This window comes from Mesorhizobium sp. WSM4849, assembly GCF_055811385.1.
Genome location: NZ_JBVVPW010000024.1, coordinates 26,722 through 48,695 on the forward strand (window position 1 = coordinate 26,722; position 21,974 = coordinate 48,695).

At 62.3% G+C, this 21,974-nt stretch carries 21 protein-coding genes; 8 read left to right on the forward strand and 13 right to left on the reverse strand.

The window, feature by feature from the left end; genetic code table 11:
- Positions 1 to 21: 21 nt before the first annotated feature.
- Positions 22 to 1,086, forward strand: coding sequence for a glycosyltransferase family 2 protein (locus AC0L3L_RS24700; protein ID WP_473526935.1), 1,065 nt, complete (start codon positions 22 to 24; stop codon positions 1,084 to 1,086).
- Between the two features lie 44 nt (positions 1,087 to 1,130).
- On the opposite strand, the gene AC0L3L_RS24705 is transcribed toward AC0L3L_RS24700, so the two are convergent.
- The 6 genes from AC0L3L_RS24705 to AC0L3L_RS24730 form a co-directional block, all read right to left on the reverse strand.
- Complete coding sequence (locus AC0L3L_RS24705; protein WP_473526936.1) at positions 1,131 to 1,376, reverse strand: DUF982 domain-containing protein; 246 nt, start codon at positions 1,374 to 1,376, stop codon at positions 1,131 to 1,133.
- A 187-nt stretch (positions 1,377 to 1,563) separates the two neighbouring features.
- On the reverse strand, positions 1,564 to 2,370 hold the full coding sequence (locus AC0L3L_RS24710; protein ID WP_473639459.1) for an ABC transporter permease: 807 nt from the start codon (positions 2,368 to 2,370) through the stop codon (positions 1,564 to 1,566).
- On the reverse strand, positions 2,370 to 3,203 hold the full coding sequence (locus tag AC0L3L_RS24715) for an ABC transporter permease (protein WP_473639461.1): 834 nt from the start codon (positions 3,201 to 3,203) through the stop codon (positions 2,370 to 2,372). Before AC0L3L_RS24715 ends, AC0L3L_RS24710 begins: the two co-directional genes overlap by 1 nt.
- Positions 3,204 to 3,227: 24 nt before the next feature.
- Positions 3,228 to 4,340 carry an ABC transporter substrate-binding protein gene (locus AC0L3L_RS24720; protein WP_473639564.1) on the reverse strand — a complete coding sequence of 371 codons (1,113 nt, stop codon included), beginning with the start codon at positions 4,338 to 4,340 and terminating at the stop codon, positions 3,228 to 3,230.
- A gap of 90 nt (positions 4,341 to 4,430) precedes the next feature.
- The gene (locus AC0L3L_RS24725) at positions 4,431 to 5,525 is read right to left on the reverse strand and encodes an ABC transporter ATP-binding protein (protein ID WP_473547825.1); all 1,095 of its coding nucleotides are present in this window, start codon (positions 5,523 to 5,525) and stop codon (positions 4,431 to 4,433) included.
- A 265-nt stretch (positions 5,526 to 5,790) separates the two neighbouring features.
- On the reverse strand, positions 5,791 to 6,678 hold the full coding sequence (locus AC0L3L_RS24730) for a LysR substrate-binding domain-containing protein (protein WP_473639463.1): 888 nt from the start codon (positions 6,676 to 6,678) through the stop codon (positions 5,791 to 5,793).
- A 75-nt stretch (positions 6,679 to 6,753) separates the two neighbouring features.
- On the opposite strand from AC0L3L_RS24730, the gene AC0L3L_RS24735 reads away from it, so the two are divergent.
- Both AC0L3L_RS24735 and AC0L3L_RS24740 read left to right on the forward strand, forming a co-directional pair.
- On the forward strand, positions 6,754 to 8,346 hold the full coding sequence (locus AC0L3L_RS24735) for a zinc-binding metallopeptidase family protein (protein ID WP_473639566.1): 1,593 nt from the start codon (positions 6,754 to 6,756) through the stop codon (positions 8,344 to 8,346).
- Between the two features lie 22 nt (positions 8,347 to 8,368).
- Positions 8,369 to 9,301: a dimethylarginine dimethylaminohydrolase family protein gene (locus AC0L3L_RS24740; RefSeq protein WP_473639465.1), complete on the forward strand. Its 933-nt coding sequence runs from the start codon at positions 8,369 to 8,371 to the stop codon at positions 9,299 to 9,301.
- 81 nt (positions 9,302 to 9,382) lie between these two features.
- Here the strand turns inward: AC0L3L_RS24740 and AC0L3L_RS24745 are convergent, their stop codons facing one another.
- Positions 9,383 to 10,390: an ornithine cyclodeaminase family protein gene (locus AC0L3L_RS24745; RefSeq protein WP_473639467.1), complete on the reverse strand. Its 1,008-nt coding sequence runs from the start codon at positions 10,388 to 10,390 to the stop codon at positions 9,383 to 9,385.
- Between the two features lie 159 nt (positions 10,391 to 10,549).
- Between AC0L3L_RS24745 and AC0L3L_RS24750 the strand changes: the two genes are divergently transcribed.
- Entirely contained in the window at positions 10,550 to 11,011 is a 462-nt protein-coding gene (locus AC0L3L_RS24750; protein WP_473639469.1) for an Lrp/AsnC family transcriptional regulator, read from the forward strand.
- A 105-nt stretch (positions 11,012 to 11,116) separates the two neighbouring features.
- On the opposite strand, the gene AC0L3L_RS24755 is transcribed toward AC0L3L_RS24750, so the two are convergent.
- Entirely contained in the window at positions 11,117 to 11,500 is a 384-nt protein-coding gene (locus tag AC0L3L_RS24755; RefSeq protein ID WP_135935352.1) for a YybH family protein, read from the reverse strand.
- A 159-nt stretch (positions 11,501 to 11,659) separates the two neighbouring features.
- Positions 11,660 to 12,409 carry an SDR family NAD(P)-dependent oxidoreductase gene (locus AC0L3L_RS24760; protein ID WP_473639471.1) on the reverse strand — a complete coding sequence of 250 codons (750 nt, stop codon included), beginning with the start codon at positions 12,407 to 12,409 and terminating at the stop codon, positions 11,660 to 11,662.
- A 97-nt stretch (positions 12,410 to 12,506) separates the two neighbouring features.
- On the opposite strand from AC0L3L_RS24760, the gene AC0L3L_RS24765 reads away from it, so the two are divergent.
- On the forward strand, positions 12,507 to 13,400 hold the full coding sequence (locus AC0L3L_RS24765; protein WP_473639473.1) for a LysR family transcriptional regulator: 894 nt from the start codon (positions 12,507 to 12,509) through the stop codon (positions 13,398 to 13,400).
- 71 nt (positions 13,401 to 13,471) lie between these two features.
- Here AC0L3L_RS24765 and AC0L3L_RS24770 read toward each other — a convergent pair whose 3' ends face one another.
- Positions 13,472 to 13,894, reverse strand: coding sequence for a VOC family protein (locus tag AC0L3L_RS24770; protein WP_473639475.1), 423 nt, complete (start codon positions 13,892 to 13,894; stop codon positions 13,472 to 13,474).
- 212 nt (positions 13,895 to 14,106) lie between these two features.
- Between AC0L3L_RS24770 and AC0L3L_RS24775 the strand changes: the two genes are divergently transcribed.
- From AC0L3L_RS24775 to galE, 3 genes are all read left to right on the forward strand, one after another.
- Positions 14,107 to 15,309 carry an MFS transporter gene (locus AC0L3L_RS24775; protein WP_473639477.1) on the forward strand — a complete coding sequence of 401 codons (1,203 nt, stop codon included), beginning with the start codon at positions 14,107 to 14,109 and terminating at the stop codon, positions 15,307 to 15,309.
- 378 nt (positions 15,310 to 15,687) lie between these two features.
- Positions 15,688 to 16,662: a UDP-glucuronic acid decarboxylase family protein gene (locus tag AC0L3L_RS24780; RefSeq protein ID WP_473487518.1), complete on the forward strand. Its 975-nt coding sequence runs from the start codon at positions 15,688 to 15,690 to the stop codon at positions 16,660 to 16,662.
- The gene (gene galE, locus AC0L3L_RS24785) at positions 16,659 to 17,633 is read left to right on the forward strand and encodes a UDP-glucose 4-epimerase GalE (RefSeq protein WP_473639479.1); all 975 of its coding nucleotides are present in this window, start codon (positions 16,659 to 16,661) and stop codon (positions 17,631 to 17,633) included. The genes AC0L3L_RS24780 and galE overlap by 4 nt, the downstream gene beginning before the upstream one ends.
- A 241-nt stretch (positions 17,634 to 17,874) precedes the next feature.
- Here the strand turns inward: galE and AC0L3L_RS24790 are convergent, their stop codons facing one another.
- The 3 genes from AC0L3L_RS24790 to AC0L3L_RS24800 all read right to left on the reverse strand — a co-directional run bounded on the left by AC0L3L_RS24790 (position 17,875) and on the right by AC0L3L_RS24800 (position 21,935).
- Entirely contained in the window at positions 17,875 to 19,110 is a 1,236-nt protein-coding gene (locus AC0L3L_RS24790) for an ABC transporter ATP-binding protein (protein ID WP_473639481.1), read from the reverse strand.
- Between the two features lie 5 nt (positions 19,111 to 19,115).
- Entirely contained in the window at positions 19,116 to 20,744 is a 1,629-nt protein-coding gene (locus tag AC0L3L_RS24795; RefSeq protein WP_473639483.1) for a glycosyltransferase family 2 protein, read from the reverse strand.
- Positions 20,745 to 20,984: 240 nt separating this feature from the next.
- Complete coding sequence (locus tag AC0L3L_RS24800; protein WP_473487522.1) at positions 20,985 to 21,935, reverse strand: glycosyltransferase family 2 protein; 951 nt, start codon at positions 21,933 to 21,935, stop codon at positions 20,985 to 20,987.
- Positions 21,936 to 21,974 lie beyond the last annotated feature (39 nt).

A 21,974-nucleotide genomic window follows, 5' to 3' on the forward strand; every position in this document is an offset into this window, starting at 1 on the left:
CAAGATGCGAGGTCAAATGCGATGCAGTCTGTCCCGAGGATTCCGGTATCCATCATCATCCCGAACTACAATTACGCGCGTTTCCTCAAACGCAGCATCGACAGCGCCCTGGAGCAGGACTACGCGGATGTCGAAGTCATCGTCGTCGACGATGCATCGCAGGACAATTCGACGACAATCATGAAATCATATGGGGACAGGATCCTCGCCTGCCCGCGAGCGCAAAATGGCGGGCATGCCGCCGCTTTCAACACCGGCTTTGCGGCAAGCTCGGGCAAGATCGTCCTGTTCCTCGACGCCGACGACTTTCTCTATCCGACCGCCATTTCCAGGATCGTCGACACCTGGGACGCGGCAACCGCCCAGGTGCAGTCCAGGTTGCATATCGTCGACGAACGACAACGCATCAAGGATGTCTTTCCGCCGCCCGAACTGCCTTTCGACAGCGGCGACGTCATGCCGAAACTCCTGCACAAGGGCCGCTATCAGACGACTGTGACCAGCGGGCTGGCCTTTGACCGCTCAACCCTGGAATCGATCATGCCGATTCCCGAGCCGGAGTTCCGCCAGGGAGCCGATGGCTATCTTGCAACGCTGGCGCCGCTTTACGGGCACGTCCAGTCCATCGACGAATGCCTCGGCGCCTACCGGATCCACGGCGCCAACCATTCGGTCTTCGGTGAAAAGCTCGCCGAGCGGGCACGCTGGAGGGTAACCCACGATTTCCGCCGCATGCAGGCGCTGTCGGACCATGCTTCCGGGATCGGCCTGACAATTGTGCCGTCGGAGGCTGTCCGCCACGATCCGGTCCATCTGGAAGAGCGGCTGGCGTCGCTGTGCGCAGACAAGCGCCAGCACCCCGTGGCCAATGATTCCCGGCTGGCGCTCGGGGCGGCGGGCGCCGTGGCCAGCCTCGAAATGACGGCGTCCCTGCGCCGGCGCGCCGTCCTTGCCGCCTGGTTCCTATCGGTCGGGGTGTTGCCGCGGAAAATGGCGACCGCGGTGCTGTCTTGGAAGCTTGACGCCTCGTCGAGGCCGGCATTCCTCAGCCGTCTGTCCAAGACCATCCGCCACGCCATGGGGTAGCTGCCTTAGTATGGCCCGCCATCTATCCGGCTCTGTTCGGCCGCTCACTCGACCAGAACATGCGCCTCCCGCGCGGCACCGACAAAGGCATCTCTTGCGGCTTCGGTTGTAACATCGCCGCTCATGGCCCGGCGGCATGCGCGCAGCGCTGAGCTGTGTTGCAGACTGCCGGCGTCGCGCCACTGGCCTGTCAGCAATTCGACGGCCTGTTGCGCGTTGGAAATATGTCGGATCGCTCCCGTGATGCCGACCGAAACCGCAACCGGCTTGGAAAACCATCCTTGGTTCATGGTGGAACCTTTGATGAGTTGAACCCACCAAAACGCACATCGTGGCGCAAGGTTTCATTCGCGCCTGTCACCATGGCGTGAAGGCGGCGCTCCGCCGCCAGGAGTCGGTGGGCGTCCCGTTCCAACGCAACGAACGCAATGGCCTTGCGGTGCATGCCGACCCGGGTAGGGCAGGCACGCTTCTGCCCTAATGCGCCCGGCGCAGCCTGACCACAAGGCTGCGCGCCGCGAGCACCAGCACCGTGATGATGATCAGGATCACCGAGAGTGCGGCAATCGCCGGGTCGATGTTGTCGCGCAGGCCCATCCACATCAGCCTGGGTAGCGTGATGGCGTTGACCGAGGTGATGAACAGGGTGACGCCGATCTCTTCCCATGACAGCACGAAGGACAGCAGGGCTGCGGTGACGATGCCGAATTTGATGTTGGGCATGATGATGCGCGTGGCGCGCTCCCATACCGTGGCGCCGAGACCGCGCGCTGCAAGGTCGATGCGCCGGTCGAACTGGCTGAGCGACACCAGGATCAGCACCGTGGCGAAGGGCACCGTCATCACCGCATGCGCCATGGCGACACCGAGCCAGGTGTCATAGCCGAAGAACGAGCTGACACCGGAGATCGAGGTCAGCAGGAAGTAGAGCGTGATCGCCGAGACCACCGGCGGCACCACCATCGGCAGCAGCACGAAGCCGACAAGTGCGGCGGTGAAGCGTGGCTGGAACATCCACACGCCAAGGCTGAAGCAGAGCGCCAGCACGGTGGAGAAGGCGCTGCTGACGACGCCGATCCTGATCGAGAGCAGGATCGAGTTAATCCAGCGCGGATCCTCGATCAGCGCCCGGTAGTGGCGCAGCGACAATTCGCCGGACGGCATTGCCAGCATGCGGGTCGGCGTCAGCGACACGGGGATCACGGCAAGCAGCGGCAACAGCAGGAACAGCGCAACCAGGGCGGCGAGGACCAGCGAGACGGGGCCGGGGCGGTAGGTCGGCATCAGATTAGCTGCTTCGGTCTGACATAGCGGAACACCAGCGCCATCAGCGCGCCGACGAACAGCACCAGCACGACGCTGATCGCCGCCCCCAGGCCCCAGTCCGGGCTCTGGAAGATGCGGAGATAGATCAGCTCGGCGACCATAACGCTGCGGCCGCCGCCGAGGATCGCAGGCGTCACGAAGAAGCCCAGCGAAAAGACGAAGACGATGAGCGCCGAGCCGATGATGCCCGACCGCGTCATCGGCACGAAGACCGACCAGAAGGTGCGCATGCGGCTGGAGCCGAGCCCGCGCGCCGCCAGCAACACGCGGTCGTCGAGGCTGCGCATTGAAGACGCCAGTGGAAACACGGCGAAGGGGATAAGGAAATGCGTCATGCCGACGATGACGCCGAATTCGTTGCGTACCAGTGTCAGCGGTTCTGAGATGAAGCCGATCGCCTGCAGCCAGGTGTTGAACAGGCCGCGATTGGAAAGCAGCGCCACCCAGCCGAAGGCGCGCGTCAGCACCGAGATCCAGAACGGCACCAGGATGCAGAACTCGGCGATCACGCGCTGCGCCGGCGTGCCGCGCACCCACACCACGGTGATGGCGTAGGCGGCGGCAACCGAAACAATTGTGACGATTGCGGCGATGCGCAGCGTGCGGACAAACACCGACTGAACCAGCGGGTCGCTTAACAGCGTGCCATATTGCCCGAGCCCCGGCTCGGGCAGGGTGAAGCTCCAGTTGACGACGCCGAAGAATGGCCAGGCATAGGCGGCGGCCAGGAAGAAGAGCAGCGGCGCCATCAACAGCGCCGCGCCCATCCTGTCGGAGAGATATGCTTTCATCTCGGCCCCGGTTATCCCGGTCTATCAGGCGGAGATGATCTTCGTGTATTCGTCGAGAGCGGCCCCGTAGTTCTTGGCGTACCATTCCATGTCGAGCGGTATCTGCTTCTTCATGTTCTCGGGGTCGACGGGATTGATGCGCTTCTTGTCGGCGGGGATCAGCGCGTCGGTCGCCGGATTGGCCGGACCCTGGCCGAGCTTGTCGAACATGATCAGCTGCTTTTCCGGATCCTGGGCGCTGGCGATGAACTTCATCGCTGCGTCCTTGCCGCCGGGATTGCCCTTGAGCACGGCGAGCGCGCCGGGCGAGATCAGGCCCTGGTCCCAGATGAACTTGATCTTGCCGCCGGAATCCTGCTCGATCAGTGAGGCGCGGGTCGACCAGACGATCGCCATCGAAGCCTCGCCGTCGAGCAGCACGCTCTGGCTTTCGGCGCCGCCGCCCCAATAGGCGACGACATTCTCCTTGAAGGCGGCGATCTTGTCATGCGCGCGCTTGAGGTCGAGCGGGTAGAGCGAGGCCGGCGCGATGCCGTCGGCGAGCAGTGCCGCTTCCCAGCTCGACACGCCCCATTTGTAGAGCGAGCGCTTGCCGGGGAATTTCGTCACATCGAAGAAGTCGGCCATGCCGGTTGGTGCCTGGCTGCCGAATTTTTCGGAATCATAGGCGATGACATAGGAGAAGAAATAGGTCGAGGCGGCGTGCTCCCAGCCGAAGCCCTCGCGCATCTTCTTCTTGTCGACGATCGAATAGTCGATCGGTTCGAGCATGCCTTGCGCGCCGAGAGTGATGGCCGAGAACGGGTCGACGTCGACCAGGTCCCAGGTCGGGGCGCCGCTCTTGAACTGCGCCGCGATCGCGCCCTCGGTCGGGCCGGAGCCATCCATCTTGACGGTGATGCCGGTCTCCTTGGTGAAGGCCTGGCCATAGGCCGCGTCATAGGCGGTGATGGCGTCACCACCCCAGTTGACCAGGACCAGTTCCTTGGCTTGCGCGAAGGCGCCGGTCGAGCGCAGCAGCATCGGCGTCCCGGCCAGCACGAGTGCGGCCAGTTGCGTGAACTGCCGGCGCGAGATCTCGCCGCGCGCGGCCCTGGCGGAGAGCGTCTCGATCGAGTGTTTCTTGGTTTCGCTCATCTTTGAATTGCTGGTCATGTCAGTTCCCCTTTTTGTCGTTGATATTTCCCGAAAGTCAGCCTGGCGATTTCAGCTTCGCCACACCGATCGTCATTGTCCTCCATCCGGAAGGAGGAAACCTTTTTCCGCCGGCCATGTCAGCCACACGGAATTGCCCTTGCCGAGTGCCGAAGCGGCGACCTCGTTCGGCACCGAGACCGTCACCTTGGCACCCTGGCGCGTCGTGAGATCGAGCCGTGTCGCAGCGCCGAGATAGGTCGAGGCGACCGCAGTCGCGGCGATGCCGTTCTCGCCGGCTGTCGCTTCGGGCGCGATCGACATGTATTCGGGCCGGATCGCCAGGATGGCGTTGCTGCCGACGGCGCTTGCATTGCCGCGTAGCGTGATGGTGCGGTCTTCGCACAGGCCGGTGGCGCCGTTGTCGGCATTGCGCACGTCCTTCAGCGGCAGCATGTTGATCTCGCCGAGGAACTCGGCGACGAAGCGGTTGGCCGGCCGGTCGTAGACCTCGTCAGGCGCGCCGACCTGCAGCAACTTGCCGTGGTTGAAGATGGCGACGCGCGACGACAGCGCCAGCGCCTCGCTCTGGTCATGGGTGACGAAGACGAAGGTGGTGCCGGTTTCCTGGTGCAGCCGCTTCATCTCGGCCTGCATCTGGCCGCGCAGGCCCTTGTCGAGCGCCGAGAACGGCTCGTCGAGCAAAAGCACGCCCGGCTCGAACACCAAGGCACGCGCCAGCGCGACGCGCTGCTGCTGGCCGCCGGACAATTGCGACGGCAGTTTCTTCTCGTGACCCTTCAGCCCGACGCGCTCGATCATCTCACTGATGCGTCGCTTGATGTCGGCCGCCGATTTCTTGCGCACCTTGAGCGGGAAGGCGATGTTGGCCTCGACGCTCATATGCGGGAAAAGGGCGTAGCCCTGGAAAACCATGCCGGCGGCGCGCTGCTCGGCCGGCCGCTCGGTGATGTCGACGCCGTCGCTGAACAGGCGACCGTCGGTCGGCTGCACGAAACCGGCAAGGATCATCAGGAAGGTGGTCTTGCCCGAACCTGACGGCCCGAGCAGGGTCAGGAACTCGCCGCGGCCGATATCGAGCGTCAGGTCGTCCAGCGCACGGAACGAGCCGAAGCTCTTGCCGATCCCGATTGCCTTGATCTCTGCGGCACGGCCGGGTTGCTGCATCCTGCCTTTGTCCTCAATGCTGATTGAAATCGTAGGCAGGGCGGCGGCTCACCGCAACCGAATAGTTTTCGCCTGACCGGCAAATTTGATTCATCTATGGCGCCAATCTCCCCCCCTCGAGGGGGAGATGTCGCCAAAGGCGACAGAGGGGGTCGTCTCGCGTGGAGTGGCGACTTCCTCTTTCTTTGAAAGCAGACCGGGCCGAGCCCAGCCGAAGCGACCCCCTCTGGCCGCTTCGCGGCCATCTCCCCCTCAAGGGGGGAGATTAACGCTGGTTCTCCGACAGCTTCGACCGCAACCATGCACTGAAAACATTCAGCACCGGATGCGCCGCCTTGGCATGTTCGGAAACGAGAAAATAGGAGCGCGGCGAACTGATCGCGATGTCGAACGGGCGGACCAGCCGGCCTTCGCTCAGCGCCCGGCGGCTGGTCAGCTCGTCGCCCATGGCGATGCCTTGGCCGGCGATCGCCGCCGAAAAGACCAGGTTCATGTCGGAAAAGAAGATGCCGCCCTCGATGTCGGGATTCTCGACCTTCGACAGCGCCAGCCAGCGCCCCCAGTCCTCGGTGTCGCCGAGATGCAGGAGATTGGCGCGCAGCACGTCGGCGGGCTTGGAAAAGCCGCCGATCTTGTTGAGCAGGGTCGGGCTGCACAGCGGCGTGAACGAGATTTCGCACAACAGCTCGACGGAGCGGTTCGGCCAGTTGCCGACGCCGAAGGCGATGAAGGCGTCGGCTTCGGCATTGCTGACATCGTCCAGCCGCCGCGGCGTCAGGATACGCAGCGCGACATCGGGGTACATCTGCCGGAATTCGCCAATGTGAGTACACAGGAACAGCGAGGCGAAGCCCGGCGTGCAGCTGACGCTGAACGAGCCGCCGACGCCGGTGCCGGCATGGCCCGTTACCGCATCGCCCAGCACCGTCAGCGCCTTGCGCACGTCACTGGCATAGCGTTGGCCGCGCGGCGTCAACGCCACGCCCTTGCCGATTCGCTCGAGCAGATCGAAGCCGAGATCGCGTTCGAGCAGGCGAAGCTGATGGCTGACGGCGCTGCGGGTCAGATGCAGTTCGTCCGCGGCGCGCCAGACGCTGCCGTGGCGGGCAAAACTGTCGAGGGCGCGCAGCGCCTGCGTCGATGGAATTCTCAAGAGGTGAACCGAATTTGCATGAGCCGGGAAAACATATCACTTTTTGGCGAGGCGCTTCACTGCTTTCTTTCACCCATGGAGGAACCGGTGACCACCTCGGCCCAAGCAACCGCGCTTGCCTGTCTCGACGATATCCAGCCGTCGCTGTCGGCGTGGACGCGGACGATCTTCGATTTCGGCGAGACCGCCTGGCGCGAATACCAGTCGGCCGCCTGGTATGTCGAGCATCTGAAGCACGAGGGCTTTTCGGTCGAGGAAGGCTCCGGCGGCATGCCCACCGCCTTCTGCGCCCACTGGACCAACGGCGCCGGGCCGACCATCGGCATGTATGCCGAGTATGACGCGGTACCCGGCAATTGCCAGGATGCGGCGACCGTCAAGCGACCGCGTCCGGGTCTAGGCGCTGAGGCCGGCGGCCACACCGATCCGCATTCGGGGCTGGGCATTGCCAGCCTCGGCGGTCTGCTGGCGGCCAAGGCGGCGATGCAGCGCCACGGCATATCGGGCACGCTGCGTTTCACCGGCGAGCCGGCGGAGAAAGTGCGAGGATCGAAGCCGATCCATGCGGCAAAGGGCTACTATGATGGGCTCGCCGGCATGATCTCCTTCCATCCCTTCTACATGCTGCCGCTCTGCAACACGGCGCGCTGGGACACACATTGCGGAGCGGCCTACGCGATGATCTACCGCTTTGTGTGCGACGAACCCGAAAATTGGGTTCGCGCATGCGATGGCGCGCCGATTCCGCAGGCGCATTCGGCGGTGAGGGCGCCCGGCGCCAACGACGCGCTCATGATGATGTACATGGCCTCCAAGGCGCTGCGCGATTCCATGCTGCCGCATCAGGGCGGCTGGTCGATCAGCGAAGCGGTCCTGACGGCAGGGCAGGCGACCGCCGACAATCTGCCGGCGGGTCTGGCCGAGATCCAGTACATGATCCGCGTGCCGACGCTTGCCATGGCCGAGCAGGTGACCGCCGTGCTCGACCGCAATGCCGAAGCCGCCGCGAAAATGAGCGGCTGCCGCTACGAGCGGCACTGGGTGTCGAAGTCGCGGCCGGGGCTGGCTAACCACGCCATGGCAATGATTGCCTACGAGGCGCTGTCGAAGGTCGGGCCGCCGCGCTGGGACGAGACGGCCAAGACGATCGCGCGCGAAATCCAGGTCAATGCCGGCGGCGCGGCGACCGATGAGCCGTTTATCGCCGAGTTGGAGCAACTGATCGCGCCTGAGGAGGCGGAGGCGTTGCTGCGCCGCGACCTGCCGCCATCGCAACTCAATTCGACCTCCGACGATTACACCGACATGTCGTGGCACGCGCCAACGGCGCGGTTCTATGTCGCCCGGCCGGCGCTGCGGTCCGAGAACGGCCAGGCGTATCCGTCCTGGGCGATGAACGCGCTGGGCGGCATTTCAGCCACCATCGATCCGATGGTTACCTGCACCGCGAAGACGATCGCCCTGGCGGCACTTCGCCTGCTGGAAGACAAGGCCGCCCGCGAAGCCGCGATGGACGAATTCGTCAGCCGCACCGGCGGCGGCATTGGTGGCAGCAATTGGCTCGCGCCGCTCTGCGACTACGAACCGCCGATCCATTTCCGCTGGCCGGAATATGTCACCACCCCGCGCGGAAGGGACTGGTGGATACCAAGCAATCAAGCCGCGTGATCATTCAAGCCAGGAGAACCCCATGACCGTCCATGATCGCATCGTCACCGAGCCGTTTTCACTGCAGCGCCGCAATCCGGCCGGTGGCACCAAGCCGCTGACCGTCTGGGGCTTCGCCAACGAGACCGACGTCCTGACCGACGTGCTGCTCGGTTCGCCGAATTTCCTGCGCCACCTCTCGACCAGCTCGCTGTCGCGCAAGCATTTGCGCGAGGCGCCGTGCAACATCCAGATCGCGCAGGCGCAGCACAAGGATCTGGTCGCCGCCTACGAGCATTTCGGCGTCAACATCCACTGGCACGAGCCGACGCCGGAATTGCCGATGCAGGTCTATTCGCGCGATTCCAGCGTCATGACGCCGTATGGCGCCATTATCACCGCCATGTCCCAATGGTGGCGGCGCGGCGAGAACTATGCGGCGATCCGCACCTATGAGAAGCTCGGTATCCCGATCTACGACATGATCACCGCAGGCACCTTCGAGGGCGGCGATTTCAACGTCATCGAGGACGGCGTGGTGCTGATCGGCTGCGGCGGCGCCCGCACCCAGGAGGAGGGCGCCCGCCAGGTCCAGGCCTGGTTCGACAAGGAGGGCTGGGAGACCCGCATCGCCTTCATCGACGAATATTATGTCCATATCGATCTGATGGTGGTGCCGATCGCCGAGAAACTGACCGCCGTCTGCCTCGCCTGCACCGAGCCGGGCATCGTCGACTGGCTGAAGGGCAAGGGCCACGAGATCATCGACGTGCCGTTCCAGGACACGATGGCGCTCGGCTGCAACTTCATGTCGCTGGGCAAGGACCGGGTGATCGCGCCGACCTCGAGCCAGACGCTGATCGGCCAGCTCAAGGCGCGCGGCTTCGACGTCGCGGCGGTCGACATGAGCGAGATCTCGAAGACCGGCGGCGGCATCCACTGCATGGCACAGGCGCTGAAGCGCGAGCCGGCCTGAGGGCGCCGGCCTTTAGCCCGGCCGCTTCCGCGAAAGCGCCATTGTCAGCAACGTCGATCCCGTCTGGCTCGCGGCACGCGCCTACAGCACGAAAAGCTTTCCCGTGCGCAGACGCTTGGCGCAACGATAGGCGAGATCGGCGGCGACCATGTCTTCCATCGCAATGCCCATCGCCTTGTAGGTGGTGATCTGTTGATTCGAAACGCGACCCGGCGCGCGGTCGAGCAGCATGGCGCCAAGCTCGGTGCCGAAATCCGGGTCGAAGCCGGCAAGCTCGCAAGAACCGACCGGGGTCGGTTTGAACGCATCCTTGGTTTCGACAAAAAGACTGGATTTGCCGATGAGCTCGATCGGCATTTCTCCGCCGGGCGGCGCCACCCCGACCGACGAGACATGCGTGCCCGGCTGGACCCAGCCTGCGTCGATCACCGGCTGGTAGGAGTGGGTCGCCAGGCACACCACGTCGGAACTGCGCACCGCCGCCTCGAGGTCGGCGACCGCCACCACCGACGGATGCAGCCGGGCAAGCGCTGCTGCATCGTCGAAGCTCTTCGAGGTGACGCGGATTTCGGCAAAGTCGCGCACCAGCGGCAACAGATGCAGGTGCTGGTTGGCCTGCACGCCGGCGCCGACCACCGTCGCTATCCTGGCATCCCGGCGCGCAAGCGCGCGCACCGACAGCACGGCGGAGCCGGAGGTTCGCACCGCGGTTATGAAGGTGCCGTCCATGATGCAGACCGGCAGGCCGGATAGCGGATCGAACAGGCTGATGGTGGCGAGGTGGCTGGGCAGGCCGATTGCCAGGTTGCCTTCGAAGACGTTGACGATCTTGACGGTCAGGTTCATGCCCTCCATCCAGGCCGGCATGGCGAGGCTGTAGCCGGCCCCGGGGATGTCGAGTTGTGGTCGGGGTGGATTGACGACCTTGCCTTGTGACAGCGCCTTGAAGCCGTCTTCCAGAACATCGAGAAGCTGGCTGAGGTCGATGCACGTCATCACGTCGGCTTCGCTCAGCACCAGGATCTCGGTCACTCCCTTGCTGATTTCCGCCGCACTCTTGCCGGCTGGGCTGAACGCTTCCTTGGTCATCCTGCACCCCTGTGTTCGTCGAAATCGGCTCACCACATTTGCTTTGAGCGGGTGAGGGAAGCGCAGGCTATTGCGAGGTTTCATGTGATGAAATACGTTGATTTTGACCAGTCTGCGTGAAATCGGCACACAAATCCCTGAAATAGCGTGGATTGTGAAATGGGCGACCTCGACCAGATAGACCGCAGCCTGCTCCGGCTGCTGCAGGAGGACGGGCGCCGGACGACGCTTGATCTTGCCGGGCGTGTCGGGCTGTCGCCGACCGGAACCAGCCAGCGGGTGAAGCGCCTGTTCCGCGACGGGTTCATCACCGCGGTCCGGGCCATGCTCGATCCGCGCAAGGTCGGCCGGGGAACGCTGATGTTCATCGAGGTCCGGCTTGATCACACGGCGCCGCACGTCTTTGACCGCTTCGCCGAAGCCGTGGCGAAAGCTCCGGAGGTTCTGGAGTGCCACATGGTGGTTGGCGGTTTCGATTATCTGGTCAAGGCGCGGATCGCCGATATGGCGGTGTTCCAGGATTTCCTGCAGCGGGTCATCCTGCCACTGCCCGGCGTGCGCGAAACGCACACTTTCGCCTCCATCGCCGATGTCAAGCCGAACGCCCTCTTGCCGGTGTGATCAGGTGGAGGAGGGGAATGCTGTTCAGGGCGACCTGCGTCGCATCTTTGCCATCTTATCGCTTCCCCTGGCGCGCGTCCGGCGCAGAGATGCCGGAGACCGGCTCTAGCCTTGCGCGGTCAGCAGGTTCGCGTCGCGGGCCAGCCGCCACTCACCGTCAGCCTCCTTGCGCAGGAGCGTCAGCGTATATCCCGATTGACGCACCGGCTTCCCGTTCGGCGGCGTCGCGGTCATATCGATACGACCGCGCATGAAGGCCCAGTCGCCGAGAAGCTGTAGTTCAACGATCTCGTTCGTGCCGTCGACATGAACGCCGGCCATCTCCTGCGCGGCCGCCGCGAAGATCTCCTTGTCGAAGGGCTCCCGGCCGGGAACCATGAAGATCGCGTCGTCCGTCATCAAGCTGAGGACGGTCGCGGTGTCTCCACGCTTGCTCGCATCCATCCACGTCTCGACCAGCTTTCGGATTGCCCTTTCGTCGTCCGTCATCCGTTATCTCCCTGGCTTCTCGCCGTCATCGATACCGCACGGCGCGCCTCCCTCGACGCAACATAGGTCTTAGATCGCTCCCGTCATCGATTGCAGTGTTTTATCGACGTCGCGCTGCGTGGGGCATGGTCCGTGAAACGGCGGCCGCGCCCTCTATCCCTACCGCCAACCGCCCGAGGCGGTGATGCGCTCGCCGGTCAGCCACGATGCCTCGTCGGAGGCGAGGAACACTGCGATGCGGGCGATGTCGTCGGGCTGTCCGAAGCGGCCGAGCGGGGTCATGGCGATGACCTGCTTCTCGAACTCGCTGCCGACGATGCCAATCCGCTTCAGGCCTTCGGTGTCGACACCGCCCGGGGCGATGGCGTTGACGCGGATGTTGCGGGCGCCGAGCTCCCGCGACATGGACAGCGTGATCGAATCCACCGCGCCCTTGGTGGCGGCGTAGACCAGCGAGTTCGGCTGCGGGTTGAGGCTGGCGACCGAGCTGATGTTGATCACGCTGCCGCCTCTGGTGCCGAAATGGTTCACCGCTTCCCGGATGGCCAGGATGGTGCCCAGTACATTGGTGTCGAACTCGCGGTGGAACTCGGCCTCGGTCACGGCTTCCAGCGGTTCGAACGCGAACACGCCGGCATTGTTGACCAGTATGTCCACCGCGCCGAACGACGATTTGGCCGCCTCGAACAGGCGGCGCACGTCAGCCGCTTGCGACACATCACCGTGGACGGCGACGGCTCGGCCGCCTGCGTCCTTGATCGCGGCAACGACGCGGTCGGCGCCTTCCCGCGACGAGGCATAGTTGACGACGACGGCGGCACCGGCCGCTGCAAGGCCCTTGGCGATGCCGGCGCCGATACCCTTGGAGGCGCCGGTGACGATGGCGACCTTGCCGTTCAGCTTGCTCATCAAATTTCTCCTTTGCTAATGATGAGCGGTATTTAATAGTGATCGGATAGCGTATTAGGATAGCCTCGATCGGTTCTTTCGTGCCTGGAATTCTTGAATGACCACCATCCTCGAAAAGACCGCCGGTCTCGTCGCCTTCGTGCGCACGGTCGATGCGGGCTCGTTCCATGCCGCCAGCCGGCTGGTCGGCTCCAGCCCCTCGGCGGTGTCGAAGAGCGTGGCGCGGCTCGAGCGCCGGCTGGGCGTCAGGCTGATCCAGCGCTCGACGCGCCGGCTGGGCCTGACCAGCGAAGGCCTCGCCTATTACGAGCGGATCGCGCCTTTGCTCAGAGCGCTCGATGATGCCGAGGACATCGTCCAGATGGCCGATACAGCGCGCGGCCTGTTGCGCGTCACGGCATCCGTGGAACTCGGGCGCGGCCTGATCGCCTCTTGGGCGCGAGCGTTCCTGGCTCAGCACAGCGAGGTGAAACTGGAACTCAGCGTTACCGACCGCCACGCCGACCTAATCCGCGAAGGCTATGACGTCGCGGTGCGCATGGGGGCGCTGTCGGACACCGGGCTCATCGCGCGCAAGATCGCCAATCTGCCGATCGTGCTGGTGGCCTCGCCGGCCTATGTCGAACAGCGTGGCCGGCCGGCCTCGATCGAGGCGTTGCAGAGCCACGACTTCATCCGCTATCAGATGGCCGGCCGGCCTTATCCGGTCACCTTCGCCGACGGCACGACAATCGTGCCGAACGGGCGGCTCGATACCGATGACGGCGGCGCCATCCGGCAAGCGGCGCTTGCCGGAGCCGGCATCGCGCATCTGATGCAGTTTGCCGTGCAGGACGATCTCGACACCGGCCGCCTGGTCCGCATCCTGCCCGAGGTGGCGATGCCGACCATGCCGGTGCACATCGTCCATGCGTATGGGCGACAGCTACCGATCCGCGCCCGGCTGTTCGTCGATTTCCTGGCGAACCAGATGGCGGCGCTGACGCGATAGGGCGGGCGGGATGGCACACGCAGTCGATCCGACGCCGTCGCAAGCAAGATATTGCCCGGGTCACCCGGTCATCAGAACGTAATCTTCACCGAAGCGGTACTGCGGTTGGCTGGCCCGTGAAATACGGCCTCGATGTTGTTGCCGTCGGGATCGAGCAGGAAGGCGGCATAGTAACCGGGATGGTAATGCTGCCGCTCGCCCGGTACGCCATTGTCCGTGCCGCCGCCGTCGAGGCCGGCCTTATAGAAGGCGTCGACCATCGCGCGGTCCTTTGCCTGGAAGGCAAGGTGGTGGCGCCCCGTTAGTTGTCCGCTGGCCGCCCGGCTGTCGATGCTGGAGACGAACAGCTCGTCGGCCCAGAAATAATCCTCGGCGGTGCCGCCGATGGGAACATCGAGCACCTTGAAAACCGCCTCGTAGAAGCGGCGGCTGGCCTTGAGATCCCTGACCACCAGCTGGACGTGGTCGATGAGACGGCCGCGATGAAGTTCCATGCCTGTTAGCTCCTGATCGCCAGGTTGGAAATCTAGCTCAGGGCGGTGCACGGTCAATGCAATGGAGCAATTGAGTGGCGCGATTTCCTGACTGGATAAAAAATGCAACCGGATTGTAGGATTCGAAATGTCGCCATCGTCCTTCGGACGCAAGCGGTGTGACGAAGCTCGAAAGAAGTCGCGCCGTGTCCAAACGATCTCGGGAGCAAAATATGCGCATTTCCTATCGTTGGGTCATCGTCGCGGCTGGCGCCCTGATGACCTGTGTCGCCCTCGGGGCGATGTTTTCGCTGGCGATCTTCCTCGAACCGATGGCGCTCGACACAGATTGGTCGCGCGCCGGCATATCGAGCGCGATGACGCTGAACTTCCTGGTAATGGGCCTCGGCGGCTTCGCCTGGGGCGCCATTTACGATCGCTACGGCGCTCGCATTGTCGTGATGACAGGTGCGGTGCTGCTCGGGCTGGCGTTGGCACTGGCCAGCCGCACCGGCTCGCTGCTTGTCTTCCAGATCACCTATGGCGTGCTCGTCGGCCTCGCGGCAAGCGCCTTCTTTGCGCCGATGATCGCGCTGACCACGGCCTGGTTTGACAAGAACCGCTCCCTTGCCGTTTCGCTGGTTTCGGCCGGCATGGGCGTGGCACCCATGACGATCTCGCCCTTCGCGCGCTGGCTGATCTCGGCCTATGACTGGCGCACCGCCATGTTTGTCATCGGCGTCGCGGCGTGGGCGCTGCTGGTGCCGGCCGCATTGCTGGTGCGTCAGCCGCCCAAGCCTGTCGCTAGTGACGCTGCCTCCGCTCTTGCCGCCGACGATACAGGCATGTCGGTTCCGCAGGCGCTGCGCTCGCCGCAATTCATCGTTCTGGCACTGACCTTCTTTGCCTGCTGTGCGGCGCATTCCGGGCCAATCTTCCACATGGTGAGCTATGCGATGCTGTGCGGCATAGCGCCGATGGCGGCGGTCAGCATCTACAGCATCGAGGGCCTGGCGGGCCTGGGCGGCAGGCTTCTATACGGCGTGCTCGCCGACCGGCTGGGGGTCAAGCCGGTGCTGATTACCGGTCTGGCGATACAGTCCGTGGTCATCGCAGCCTATCTCGCCGTCAGTGAGCTTGGTCAATTCTACACGCTCGCCGTCATCTTCGGCGCCACCTATGGCGGCGTGATGCCGCTCTATGCGGTGCTGGCGCGCGAATATTTCGGCCAGCGCATCCTCGGCACGGTGTTTGGTGCTGTGACCATGCTGTCCAGCATCGGCATGGCCTTCGGCCCGCTCGCCGGCGGCATGGTGTTCGATGCCTATGCCAGCTATTCCTGGCTGTTCATCGGCTCGGCCCTGGTCGGGCTCGGCGCGGTTGCGGTGGCGATCGCCTTCCCGCGGCTGCCGCGCAGGGAGTTGCAACCGGCGTAGCACGGCGGAGAGAGGATGCAGGGGGTCGAAAGTGGACATCGCATATGTCAGCTTTTGACCCCCAGTCGCGTGGCGTTCATCGGCGGTGATAGAGCCGGGTCAAGACTGTGCAGGACCCATCTCCCTTAATTAGCAATCGATCATGCTGCGGCGCAGCGCGTTCACGTCCAAATGCCGATTGCCGGCAAGCCGACGTTCGGACGAAAACCGTCAAAACGGGTGAATGAACGGTTTTTTCGCGTATTTTTGCGCCACACCTCACGCGCCTATTTCAAGTGCGTTAACATTTTGTGTTTGCTGCGCAGCATTTTTTTCCTATCCTCGCCTCAGGGCTTTGCGCATTCGATTGCGTGAAGAACTGGCGTGAGGATCCCTAAAATGCAGCAGGCAAAGCGAGTCTTGGTGACGGGGGGCGCAGGTTTTCTGGGATCGTTCTTATGCGAGCGGTTGCTTGCTGAAGGCCACGAGGTTGTATGCGTCGACAATTTCTTCACAGGAAGTCGGAGAAACGTCTCGCATTTGCTCGACAACAGATCCTTTGAGATCATTCGCCACGACGTGACATTTCCGCTCTACATAGAAGTTGATGAAATATACAACCTTGCTTGCCCGGCAAGCCCGGTTCACTATCAGTTCGATCCGGTCCAGACGACAAAGACCAACGTCCATGGGGCGATCAATATGCTGGGGCTCGCCAAGCGGGTTCGCGCAAAGATCCTTCAGGCGTCCACGTCTGAAGTCTACGGCGATCCCGAGATTCACCCGCAGACCGAGGACTATTGGGGCAGGGTAAATCCGATAGGTCCCCGTTCCTGTTACGACGAAGGCAAGCGGTGTGCCGAAACCCTGTTTTTCGACTATTGGCGGCAGCACAGTCTGCGGATCAAGGTAGCGCGCATCTTCAACACTTACGGTCCGAGGATGCGTCCGGACGACGGCCGCGTCATTTCCAACTTCATCATGCAGGCACTGCGAAACAAGCCGATAACTGTGTACGGCACCGGCCAGCAGACACGCTCATTTTGCTACGTCAATGATCTCATCGATGGTCTGGTTCGCCTGATGCACACGGCCGACGATGTTACCGGTCCAATCAATCTCGGCAACCCGGTCGAATTCACGATGCTCGAACTTGCCAATCTCGTGATCGAACTTACCGGAAGCCGATCCAAGATCAGGTTTTTACCTTTGCCCGTCGATGACCCAAGGCAGCGACAGCCTGATATCGGGTGTGCCTTGCGCGATCTCAACTGGAAGCCAAGAATTGCATTGCGCGATGGCCTCGCCACGACCATTGCCTATTTCGAAGACTTGGTCTCATCGGGATATGCTCGGTCCGCTGCAGCCGAATGAAAACAGTCTTGGTCACTGGCGGGGCGGGCTATATCGGCTCACACTGTTGCAAGGCATTCGCCGAATCCGGTTGGTCGGTCATTGCGTACGACAACCTCTCGCGCGGCTGGCGCGACGCGGTCAAATGGGGACCGCTTGTCGAGGGCGATATTTGCGATGTCGCAGCGGTGGCAGCAGCGCTGCACCAGTATCGGCCGGATTTGGTGGCGCATTTCGCCGCTTACGCCTATGTCGGCGAGTCCGTCGAGCGCCCGGAACTCTACTACCGGAATAACAGTTTTGGGACGCTGGTCTTGCTCGAGGAAATGCTGAAGATCGGCGTCGACAAGCTGATCTTGTCGAGCACCTGCGCGTCTTACGGCGTTCCGATTCGTTCTCCGATTGACGAAACGCATCCGCAGTCGCCCATCAATCCCTATGGATGGTCGAAATTCATCGTAGAACGAATGGTGGACAATCTTTCGGATGCCCATGGCCTCAACGCGGTTGTGCTTCGGTATTTCAACGCGGCCGGATGTGATCCCGACGGCGAGGTCGGTGAGCGGCATGAACCGGAAACGCATGTCATTCCGCTCGCTATCGAGGCGGCGGTCAGGTCGGGTCGGATTTTTACCATCAATGGCACCGACTTCGACACAAGGGACGGAACGGCGGTGCGGGACTATGTCCACGTCACCGATCTCGCCCGTGCGCATGTTCTGGCAGGGGAGAAGCTTCTGCGCGATCCGGGAGTCCACGTCTACAATCTCGGCACCGGAACCGGAACGACGGTGAACGAGTTGGTCGATGCGGTGAGCCGGGCTTCGGGAACGCGCCTTCCTGTGGCCTACGGTCCGCGCAGGGCAGGTGACCCGCCTGCGCTTGTAGCCGCGGCCGGCAAGGCGACCCGGGAACTCGGCTGGACGCCTGAGCAATCGGGAATCGACCGGATCGTCGAAACGGCGCTGGCCTGGTATCGCCGCCGGTTGTGACGATCTTTTTTTGCTGAAGAGCCCTACCGCCTGGTCAACAAACAATCGAGAGCGGCGGCCACTGCGGCAAGCGAGAAATTTTCCTCTATGCGTTTTCGCGATGCCTGACCGAGGCGTTCCCGCAAGCCCGGATTGTCCTTCAGTCTTTGCAGGGCGCGCGCGATTTCAGCGTTGCCGTCGCGCGGTCGACGGATTGAACTACATCGAAGATTTATTCGCCACGACGTCTCTCCACGCGCCTTCAATCCACCTTATGCAACTGGGCAGAATGCGACAGTCGCACAATCCCGTGCTCTTTCAGATATGGCCAATAGGAGTCATTGACCGTTGCTGCAACAACGTCGAACGTTAGCAAGTTCTCGCTTGCGAGGTCCGGGTCATCCTCTCCCCACGCATAGAGAGCCGCTCCAGCGCTATAGGTGCCAGGCAACAACCCCAACGATCGCACGCTGAATACGACCTTTGCCTGCCCAACGATGTCAAATTGACCAACGCCTTCCGCGAGGCTTTCGAGCACAGAGATCAAGTTGCCTTCCTGATCAAAAATCTGGATATGAACCACGCTTCGGTGAAACGAATTCCTCGCGCCCAGCTTCAGCACAAAATCGTAATCGCCGCCAAACTTGAGCTGGCTGCAGCGCTCGCGCGTACCCGGATGCACAATAGCCACTTGCATCCAGAGGTCATCATCGCCAACGCGCTCGGATCCGTTGCTGCTCGGGGCGGTGTTTGACAGGTACGCATCGATGATCGATGATGCCTCGCCAAAATCCTTCAGAAGGCCGCGGTCCAGATAAATCGCTTTTGTGCAATGCTGCCGGACCATGGCCATGTTGTGGCTCACGAACAGCACGGTCCGACCTTCACCCGCGACGTTCTTCATCGTGCCGAGACATTTCCTTTGAAATTCAGCATCGCCGACAGCAAGCACCTCGTCGACGACGAGAATCTCCGGCTCCAGATGAGCAGCGATCGCGAAGGCAAGCCGAACATACATGCCGGACGAATAACGCTTGACCGGCGTTTCGAGAAAGCTGCCGATATCGGCAAATTTGATGATCCGGTCTAGCTTACGCGTGATCTCGGCCTTACTCATGCCGAGGATCGCGCCGTTGAGGTAGATGTTCTCGATCCCGTCGAGATCCGGATGGAATCCGGCCCCCACCTCCAGCAAGCTTCCGATCCGGCCTCGCATCACTGCCTCGCCCTCATCCGGAGCCGTGATCGAGGTCAAAACCTTGAGCAGCGTTGTCTTTCCCGAGCCGTTGCGTCCGATGATACCGCACACGGTGCCAGTCGGAACGGAAAAAGTGATGTTCTTGATGGCGAAGAATTCGTTGAGGGAAGCTTCAGCTTCTCGCGAGCGCAAACGCGCGACCAGTTGTTCGACCTCCTCACGCAATGAGCGCACGCCGATCGCGCCGCGCCGGTAGCGCTTGGAAAGTCCTCGGACCTCAACGGCTGGCAATTCTGTCATCGATCTCAAGCCGTAACATTTGCGGTTCGACTGCCGGGTTGATCCGCGGTCAGCCCGTCCTTCACGACGCGCGCCGTGACAACGATAGGATATGCGGTATCCCGGACGTCGAGCTTCTGGTCAGAAACTTCTTCCTTGGCGAGTCCCTGGAGAAAACAAACTGCCGCAAAGACGTTGCCGTGGGTTTCGAGCGCCATATTCGCCGTGCTGAAGGATTTCGCAAGCAACTTCGCCAACGCCGCCTGCGTCAATGACCAGAACCACGTGCTGCCCCACTCGCCGCGATCGACCGGGGTGATGCCAGGAACAGTTAGCAGCAGCACGCCCCCGGGCTTGAGTGCTTGGGCCAGTGCAGCGACCGCGGCCGACATGTCGAAGATCAGATGAAGTGTCTGCGTGAGGATGATGCAGTCGAAGGCGCTTGACGGCAGCACTCCGGGCTGCGACAGGTCGCCTATGATGGTCGCGTTTGGATCATCGGGATCAACATGCAGCACGTCGCTCTTGACGACATGAGCACCGCCAAAATGCATCGTGTAGCTGTTGTCGCCGATTTCCAGCACGCGACCATGTATGTCGGCCGCATTCAATTGTAGGAAATTCTCGATATAATACCGATCTATTGGCTTGCCGCGATCATATCCAAATGAGTGGCTCATCGGCATCGTGCGTGCGAAATCCCCAAACCGCACCGAACCGACGCGCGGAGCCCGCCAATCGGCGCCGGAAGCTCCGAGCAGCCGTCGCACATGCCTGCCGACCTTGCGCTTTATCCTAAATGCCGCCGTTTGCAGCGTGATCGGCGGCGACATCTGCAAAGCCTGCCGCAGCATGCGAATCGCTTTGGCGGGTTCGGCGCGGATCGCGCGCAAGGCCTCTGTAGTCAACTCTCCGGTATAGTAGGTCTTCCAGAACCGCCTACCATCGCGGACTGCAAAACGCACATCGTCGTCAACCGGGCCTGCCAACTGCTTGTCAAGCACCGACAATGCTGCAGCGAGCATCATCGATCGATTCTTCGACATGTTGTCGCCGTGCATGCGATACTCGGCGACGACATTGTCGTGCGTTACGATCGAACCGCGCCGGGCGATTCGCAAGAATAGCTCATAGTCTTCGCAGGACCGCATTGATGCGTCGAACCCGCCCATGGCCGCGAGCCTCTCCCGCCGATAAACCACGGTCGCATGCATCGCAATGAAGTTTCCCGTCCGCAGTAACTGAAGATAAGGATCTTCAATAAGCGCGATGTGATGCTTGTCTGACTCGATCGCACCGCTTCCATTGATGAAGCGATGAGCTCCGTACGCGAGAACCGCATCTGGATGCGCAACCAGCATTCGCACGCCCGTCTCAATGGCATTCGGAAGGAGACGATCATCCGCGTCCAGAAAGGTGATGTAATCGGATCTGGAAGCCGCCAGTCCGGTGTTTCGGGCGGCCGCGAGCCCGCAATTGTCCTGCCTGATCAAGCTCACGCCTGGATGACGCTCGACAACCGATGCCGGATTGTCGGTGGATCCGTCGTCGACGACAATAATTTCATCCATCGGCCGGCTTTGACGAAGACAGCTCTGAATGGCTTCCTCGAGAAAGCGAGTATGGTTGTAAGTTGTTATGACGACTGCGATCATGAAACAGCCAAATTCTCCTTAGCGTCGCAGAGAGGCAACGGGCTGGTGTTCGTTGCCAGAAATCGAACGCGACCGTAGGCCTCACAAACAGAATTTTGGCACAGAATGATGGACACTCGTCAGTTTTAGCACGTCGCCCCCAGCGAGGCGATGCGACTTGTCATTCACTTAAAACGGGATCGTTAATATCAGACATCTCAGGCTCGGTCGCGATCCAATCCGCGCCACCGGTCCCGCCCACTACTTCCGTGCTCTCGTCAGCACCCTGAACACCTTCGACAGGATGCGGTGTGGCGTCAGCCGCCGAGCGAACCGGCGTCCGGCTTCGATGGCGAGGTCAAACCTATCGCGAAGTGTCAGGGGCCGACGCTGGGCCGGATAGCGCGCAAATGCGAAGCGGAGCGCTCGCTGCAACTCCGGCGTCATCAATCCCGAGGTCGACGCATGCATCTCAACCCATTCGAGGAAACCAATGCGAGCAGCATGCGGGCGCAGTCGATCGTAGATGCCGGAAGCAGTCGCCTTGGCCGATGTTGAATCGAGGTGCTGCCTGTATCGGCCGGTGGGCGTGGATGTCACGAATACCGGATAGCGCAACAGCAGCTTCACTAGAAGGGTCTGGTCTTCGTAGAGCTCGAACGCCTCATCGAAGCCGCCCACCGCTACCAAAGCTTCGTGGTGAACCATGATCGAGCAGATGCACGGCACATGAGCCCGCTGGCGCACGATGACCTGGTCGAGCAGGTCGGGCGGCATGTGCAGACGGCCCGATTGGTGTGGCATCGAGTCGGTCCAGTTCCTGTGCGGCTCATCGGGGAACCACCACAGGGTCGGTCCGTAAAGGACCTTAGCGCGAGGATGCGCATCAAAGATTGCAAGTTCCGTCTCGAATTTTTCCGGCTCAAATATATCGTCGCCATCCAGGAACGTGAAGAACATGCCCGACGCGGCCGCAATTCCGGCATTGCGCGCCGCGGCGGCGCCGCGACGCTGGCCGTTCGATCGAATGAAACGGATTCGCGGATCGCCGGTTGCTGCAGCCACCGCAATTGCAACGCTCCCGTCGAATGATCCGTCGTCAATGAGAAGCATTTCCCAGTCGGTGAAGGTTTGCGCGCGCACGCTTTCGATCGCAGCCGGAAGAAACCGCTCGACATTGAGGAAAGGCGTGATGACGGAGATCAATGGCATCGGCGTCGTGCCCGTTGTGCAGAATGCGCGGCGGCCGAC

What these genes read in the sequence shown, in the direction of transcription:
- AC0L3L_RS24735 (WP_473639566.1), top strand. Translation starts at nt 6,754, where the DNA reads ATGGAGGAACCGGTGACCACCTCGGCCCAAGCAACCGCGCTTGCCTGT.
- AC0L3L_RS24750 (WP_473639469.1), top strand. Translation starts at nt 10,550, where the DNA reads ATGGGCGACCTCGACCAGATAGACCGCAGCCTGCTCCGGCTGCTGCAG.
- AC0L3L_RS24745 (WP_473639467.1), bottom strand. Translation starts at nt 10,390, where the DNA reads ATGACCAAGGAAGCGTTCAGCCCAGCCGGCAAGAGTGCGGCGGAAATC.
- AC0L3L_RS24795 (WP_473639483.1), bottom strand. Translation starts at nt 20,744, where the DNA reads ATGATCGCAGTCGTCATAACAACTTACAACCATACTCGCTTTCTCGAG.
- AC0L3L_RS24760 (WP_473639471.1), bottom strand. Translation starts at nt 12,409, where the DNA reads ATGAGCAAGCTGAACGGCAAGGTCGCCATCGTCACCGGCGCCTCCAAG.
- AC0L3L_RS24800 (WP_473487522.1), bottom strand. Translation starts at nt 21,935, where the DNA reads ATGCCATTGATCTCCGTCATCACGCCTTTCCTCAATGTCGAGCGGTTT.
- AC0L3L_RS24700 (WP_473526935.1), top strand. Translation starts at nt 22, where the DNA reads ATGCAGTCTGTCCCGAGGATTCCGGTATCCATCATCATCCCGAACTAC.
- galE (WP_473639479.1), top strand. Translation starts at nt 16,659, where the DNA reads ATGAAAACAGTCTTGGTCACTGGCGGGGCGGGCTATATCGGCTCACAC.
- AC0L3L_RS24715 (WP_473639461.1), bottom strand. Translation starts at nt 3,203, where the DNA reads ATGAAAGCATATCTCTCCGACAGGATGGGCGCGGCGCTGTTGATGGCG.
- AC0L3L_RS24790 (WP_473639481.1), bottom strand. Translation starts at nt 19,110, where the DNA reads ATGACAGAATTGCCAGCCGTTGAGGTCCGAGGACTTTCCAAGCGCTAC.
- AC0L3L_RS24780 (WP_473487518.1), top strand. Translation starts at nt 15,688, where the DNA reads ATGCAGCAGGCAAAGCGAGTCTTGGTGACGGGGGGCGCAGGTTTTCTG.
- AC0L3L_RS24705 (WP_473526936.1), bottom strand. Translation starts at nt 1,376, where the DNA reads ATGAACCAAGGATGGTTTTCCAAGCCGGTTGCGGTTTCGGTCGGCATC.
- AC0L3L_RS24710 (WP_473639459.1), bottom strand. Translation starts at nt 2,370, where the DNA reads ATGCCGACCTACCGCCCCGGCCCCGTCTCGCTGGTCCTCGCCGCCCTG.
- AC0L3L_RS24770 (WP_473639475.1), bottom strand. Translation starts at nt 13,894, where the DNA reads ATGGAACTTCATCGCGGCCGTCTCATCGACCACGTCCAGCTGGTGGTC.
- AC0L3L_RS24740 (WP_473639465.1), top strand. Translation starts at nt 8,369, where the DNA reads ATGACCGTCCATGATCGCATCGTCACCGAGCCGTTTTCACTGCAGCGC.
- AC0L3L_RS24775 (WP_473639477.1), top strand. Translation starts at nt 14,107, where the DNA reads ATGCGCATTTCCTATCGTTGGGTCATCGTCGCGGCTGGCGCCCTGATG.
- AC0L3L_RS24765 (WP_473639473.1), top strand. Translation starts at nt 12,507, where the DNA reads ATGACCACCATCCTCGAAAAGACCGCCGGTCTCGTCGCCTTCGTGCGC.
- AC0L3L_RS24725 (WP_473547825.1), bottom strand. Translation starts at nt 5,525, where the DNA reads ATGCAGCAACCCGGCCGTGCCGCAGAGATCAAGGCAATCGGGATCGGC.
- AC0L3L_RS24755 (WP_135935352.1), bottom strand. Translation starts at nt 11,500, where the DNA reads ATGACGGACGACGAAAGGGCAATCCGAAAGCTGGTCGAGACGTGGATG.
- AC0L3L_RS24720 (WP_473639564.1), bottom strand. Translation starts at nt 4,340, where the DNA reads ATGAGCGAAACCAAGAAACACTCGATCGAGACGCTCTCCGCCAGGGCC.